The 4,409-nt window shown below is 60.6% G+C and carries 5 protein-coding genes; 3 read left to right on the top strand and 2 right to left on the bottom strand.

Annotated features, from left to right (window positions below; genetic code table 11):
- The 3 genes from FS320_RS38800 to FS320_RS49055 all read left to right on the top strand — a co-directional run.
- The coding region (locus FS320_RS38800; RefSeq protein WP_202882953.1) for a transposase at positions 1–341 on the top strand (341 nt) is incomplete at its 5' end.
- Entirely contained in the window at positions 338–1,234 is an 897-nt protein-coding gene (locus FS320_RS38795) for an AI-2E family transporter (protein WP_152717676.1), read from the top strand. The genes FS320_RS38800 and FS320_RS38795, both read left to right, overlap by 4 nt.
- A 266-nt stretch (positions 1,235–1,500) precedes the next feature.
- A complete protein-coding gene (locus FS320_RS49055) occupies positions 1,501–1,908 on the top strand; it encodes a hypothetical protein (protein WP_244627662.1) in 408 nt (135 codons plus the stop codon).
- 318 nt (positions 1,909–2,226) lie between these two features.
- Here the strand turns inward: FS320_RS49055 and FS320_RS38785 are convergent, their stop codons facing one another.
- Positions 2,227–2,622, bottom strand: coding sequence for a hypothetical protein (locus FS320_RS38785; RefSeq protein ID WP_152717674.1), 396 nt, complete (start codon positions 2,620–2,622; stop codon positions 2,227–2,229).
- A 1,319-nt stretch (positions 2,623–3,941) separates the two neighbouring features.
- The gene (locus FS320_RS38775) at positions 3,942–4,160 is read right to left on the bottom strand and encodes a hypothetical protein (protein ID WP_152717670.1); all 219 of its coding nucleotides are present in this window, start codon (positions 4,158–4,160) and stop codon (positions 3,942–3,944) included.
- Positions 4,161–4,409 lie beyond the last annotated feature (249 nt).

The following is a 4,409-nucleotide window of genomic DNA, read 5'->3' as shown; positions in this document are numbered from 1 at the left end:
GGATCCCGAGCACGACCGAGCGGATCTACGCGATCATGGACAACCTGAGTTCGCACCGCACGACAGACGTGCTGCTGTTCCTGCTCGCCCATCCGCGCTGGGAGATGGTGTTCCAGCCCAAGTACGCCGCGTATCTCAACCTGATCGAGCCCTGGTGGAAAATTCTGCGCTCCCTCGCATTAGCGGGTCGGCGCTTCGAGAGCTGGGACGAGATCACCGAGGCGATCCACCGCGCCACGGTCTACTGGAATGCACACCGCCATCCCTTCGTCTGGGGCAAACGCCGTCGGCATCGGCCTCGCCGCTCGCCCGGCATTGCCCTCCTGCCGAGGGCCACATGACTTACCGGATGCACCACTTAGCCCCACGCCCCAGCACCCTCGTAACTCGCCAGGCCGGCAAGATCCTGGTCGTGTCGCTGCTCGCCACGGTTGTGGTCGTCGTCATTGGCGCCGGGATCCTCGGGCTGATGTCTTTGCTGTCTGGTGGGTCGGACAGCCTGGCCATTCTGCTGCAGCGCATGGCCGAGGTGATCGAGAGCGCCCGTCCCTTGCTGCCCGATTGGCTCGGCAGCTATGTTCCGGCCGATCCTCAGGAGCTGAAGGGTGCCGCATCGGCTTGGCTGCGTGAGAACGCGGGCCAGCTCCGGCTGGTGGACCAGGATGTCTGGTGGGCCCTGGTCCACATCATTGTTGGCATGGTCATCGGCGCCATAATCGCCGTCAGCCACGAGGCGGGCGAGACCGAGCACGGCCCTCTGGCCCAAGCCCTACGAGAGCGGGCGCGCCTGCTCGGTGAGGCTTTCCGCAACGTAGTGTTCGCGCAGGTGCGGATTTCCGCTCTGAACACCGTCCTGACGGGTTTGTATCTGTTGGGCCTCGTTCCGATGCTGGGGGGCCAACTGCCTTTGACGAAAACCTTGATCGCTGTGACCTTCATCGCCGGGCTTCTGCCGGTGATCGGCAACCTGATCTCCAACACCGCGATCGTGGTTGTCAGTCTCAGCGTGTCACCCGTGTTGGCGATCAGCTCCCTTCTGTTTCTGATCGCCATTCACAAGCTGGAGTATTTTGTGAATGCCCACGTGATGGGAACGCAGATCAGCGCCCGCGCCTGGGAGCTTCTCGTGGCCATGCTGGTCATGGAGGCTGTTTTCGGGATCGCCGGCCTGGTGGCCGCCCCGATCTATTATGCGTATCTGAAGAACGAGCTGGCGGCGCGCGAACTCATCTGACCTGCGGCCGGCACTCGCAGCTGCACGAACGGAGCCGAAGGAGAGCATGCACTTCCGGCAAGGCTCGAACGGCTCGGCTGTTGATGAGAGGGTCAGCTCCAACCTGTTCTCTGCGCCCGAAACTCAGCCCGTACAGGGGCTTCTGTGGTATGCTGATAGCGTGAGTTCTCTGGGAGGGTGTCATGACCTCCAAGGTAGCTAAGGTTGTCCTTATAGTTCTGACCTGCACAAGCTTGAGCCTCCCACCGACCGTTGCGGAGGCGGGCATGAGAACCGGAACATGGCGCAACGGCATGGTAGCGGGTCCATACGGCATTGGCTGGTATGGTCCTCGCGGCTACTACGGTGGGCCTGCTTACGGTGGGTGGCGTTATGGCGGGTATCATCCCGGCTCCTATGGCGGATATGGCTATCCTTCCCGCTTCTATGGGGGCTATGGCTATGCCCCGGCGTACTACGGCGGCTACGGCTATGATCCGGGCTATTACTACTACCGCGAACGGCGCTCGAATGCCGGTGCGGCCCTCGCGACTGGGTTGATCGGCGGAATGGCCTTGGGCGCCATCATAGCCGGTTCCGCGGCCCGTGCGGCTCCACGTTGCTACGTCGCTCCGCGCCGAGTGATCAGCTCCTCGGGGTACACCTACACCCGTCGCGTTCGCCTTTGTCGCTGATGATGGCAAGGCCCATCGCAGTTTCTCGAACTGCTGCCACCCGTGCCGCTGGCTTAGCTCCGGCTTACGAATCCTCCCGGTCCCGCTACGATCCTGCGCGTGATCCCTGAGAGTGCCGGCGCGACGCCGTTCGGAATATCTGTGCTTGCGGTCGGCTTGAACGAAGCGGCTTCGCATGTGGCGAGGGCGCCCGGCTGGTTACCCCAGCCCCGGCGAGGCCACTCTACTACCTCGCCTGCGAGTCGTACTCAGCTCCGGCCTGTCAGCTGTTTTCGTGAGAGTGCCAACTCGACCCGGTTACGGAAATGTCGTTGTCGGTCAGAGGGCGACTTCTTGTGACGTCGCAGCCATCAACCGTCCCCGGTCGATCAGCGGAACCACAAGGGCTCCAAGCTCAACCGCCAATGTGTCGGTGCGACCGACGAACAAGAAAGCAAGATAGAGCCGCATCAGCTCAATCGTGACATACTGGAAGCCGGTCACGGAGCGCTTGTGCGGCTCCAAGCGCTGCACAGCCGCCTCAAGCTTGACCATGCACGCTTTCTGCTCCTCCAATGGCGACGCCCAGAACCCGCTCAATCCACCGAATACGCCCAAGAAATTCTCCCACAACTGGGCAAGGTTCTTGGCGACCTTCGCCTGTTGATCCGGAGCAAGGGCATGGAAGTCGGGGACGATCGCCTTCACCCGTTCAGGTCCACGAGGGATGTACATAGGACCTATCCCGCTCGGCACGGGCAAAAGCCGGATCCGTTGCCAAGCGCGAGGTCCGGCGATGTGATGCATGACAATCCGCACACCATAGAGAGGCAAGCGCAGGATCGCCCTGACATAGCGGGCCGACACATGACCTAATCGCTGGGAGCGGGCATGCCCGCTCCGCCGACCATGATGTAGAACAATATCCGCCTGAGATCGAGGGGGATAAATTTGCATCTGGTAAGATGATTTATTCATGGGAGTGCACAATCTGAATTAGCCGGAAGAAAACCGGCTAAAGCTGAGCAATAAATAGTTCGCAATATTGTCTTCGTATACTGTCTGACGGACCATTTGCAGGAGACATATGGTCACTCTGCATGCGTGCGGCCACAAACGCTGAGACTGGGCACATCCAATACTTCTGGATGCCCGTCGCTGATGCATGACGCGGAGGATGGAGGAGGGCTTCGTCTTACCCTCACAGCCCAGCCGGAATCGGACTGGTCGGCTCAGGAACGGCTAACCGGCGCAGAGCTTCCCTAACGACCAGCACCGGCTCTGCCTCGACTACTCGGCTGCCAAGGGAGACCACCTTGTGACTTCTGAATGGGACGGTGAGACAGACCCTGATCCAACAAACACACCTAATCGCTTCTCTGACCTGAAGCTGTGGAGCGAAGAGGTGATCGAGCGAGGCATCTCCATCGACCACGCCGCGACTTACCGCTACCGCTTTGGCTCGCCCGACGTTGACGGTTGAGTGCCTCCCTGCCCGGCTTCTCGCCGTGCTGCCGCGCAGATGTCTTGGCTGAATTGGTCAAGGTAAGGGCATGCATTCTGAAGATACCAGCCTCGAAGCCCTGGTTGGTACGGCGCCACCAGCATCCCCACCAGAACCAGACCGCCAAGCAGGCCAAGGAGCAGAATCACAAGTCGCATCCCAGCCTCCTTCATGCCGTAAAAAGCAAACAATAAACCCATGAGGCCCGGATCGCGGATCTAGCGTCATGAAACGCTGGTCCGCCGCTGCCCAATGTCGTTCATCCAAAAAGGACCCGGCAGAAGACTGAACTCGACCAACAAAAGCGTACTCCGGATAAACCCGTCCGCTCACTGATATTGCCGCCGAAACCGTTGCAGGGCCGCTGCCATAGCCGCAGCAAGTAAATATGCCAATGGTCCAGGGCCCCTGGTGGAATGTCGCCCGAACACCGGAGGCAGCCGCCGTCCGGGCACAGGTCTTGGCGAGTTCCATCCAGCGTTGCTGCTGAACCCCTCAAGCCTGCCGTTCTGGTCGGCGAGATGATGCCGCCGCCCTCAAGATCAGGTGATTATTCGCAGACGGTTACCCGGCGAGTGCGCATGACGCCATTCACCCGGACACGGCGGGCGCGGGTTTCGCACACCTCGTCATCGTCATCTTCCTCAACCACCACGCGACGGGCTGGAGAACGACGTTCAATGATCCGCCGCTCCACCTGAGGACGCTGTTCGTAGACCCTGGCCCCACCAGGCCCGATCTCGACGCCAACCTGAGCTTGGGCAGGCATGCTTAACCCTATCCCCACCCCAGCCGCGATCATAACGGCAGCAAACGTACTGAAGAGAACTCGCGTCACTCAAGCCTCCATCAAAAATGCCCACAATGACAACGGCTTAGGCCCGAAACCGGTAATAGGGGCAAAACCGTTGGCGATCACGCTAAGGAGCAGCGGTCGCTGACCAGATCTGCCAGGCGCGGGACGGCTGGCGCATCAGCAATTCCCAGTCTATCGCCAAGATAGCTCCAGAATGACATT

This window comes from Microvirga tunisiensis (assembly GCF_009296175.1).
Classification (GTDB): Bacteria; Pseudomonadota; Alphaproteobacteria; order Rhizobiales; family Beijerinckiaceae; genus Microvirga; species Microvirga tunisiensis.
The sequence above is the reverse complement of the archived record's forward strand: the minus strand, read 5'-3'. Positions and strand labels throughout refer to the sequence as shown.

What these genes read in the sequence shown, in the direction of transcription:
- FS320_RS38795 (WP_152717676.1), top strand. Translation starts at nt 338, where the DNA reads ATGACTTACCGGATGCACCACTTAGCCCCACGCCCCAGCACCCTCGTA.
- FS320_RS49055 (WP_244627662.1), top strand. Translation starts at nt 1,501, where the DNA reads ATGAGAACCGGAACATGGCGCAACGGCATGGTAGCGGGTCCATACGGC.
- FS320_RS38785 (WP_152717674.1), bottom strand. Translation starts at nt 2,622, where the DNA reads ATGTACATCCCTCGTGGACCTGAACGGGTGAAGGCGATCGTCCCCGAC.
- FS320_RS38775 (WP_152717670.1), bottom strand. Translation starts at nt 4,160, where the DNA reads ATGCCTGCCCAAGCTCAGGTTGGCGTCGAGATCGGGCCTGGTGGGGCC.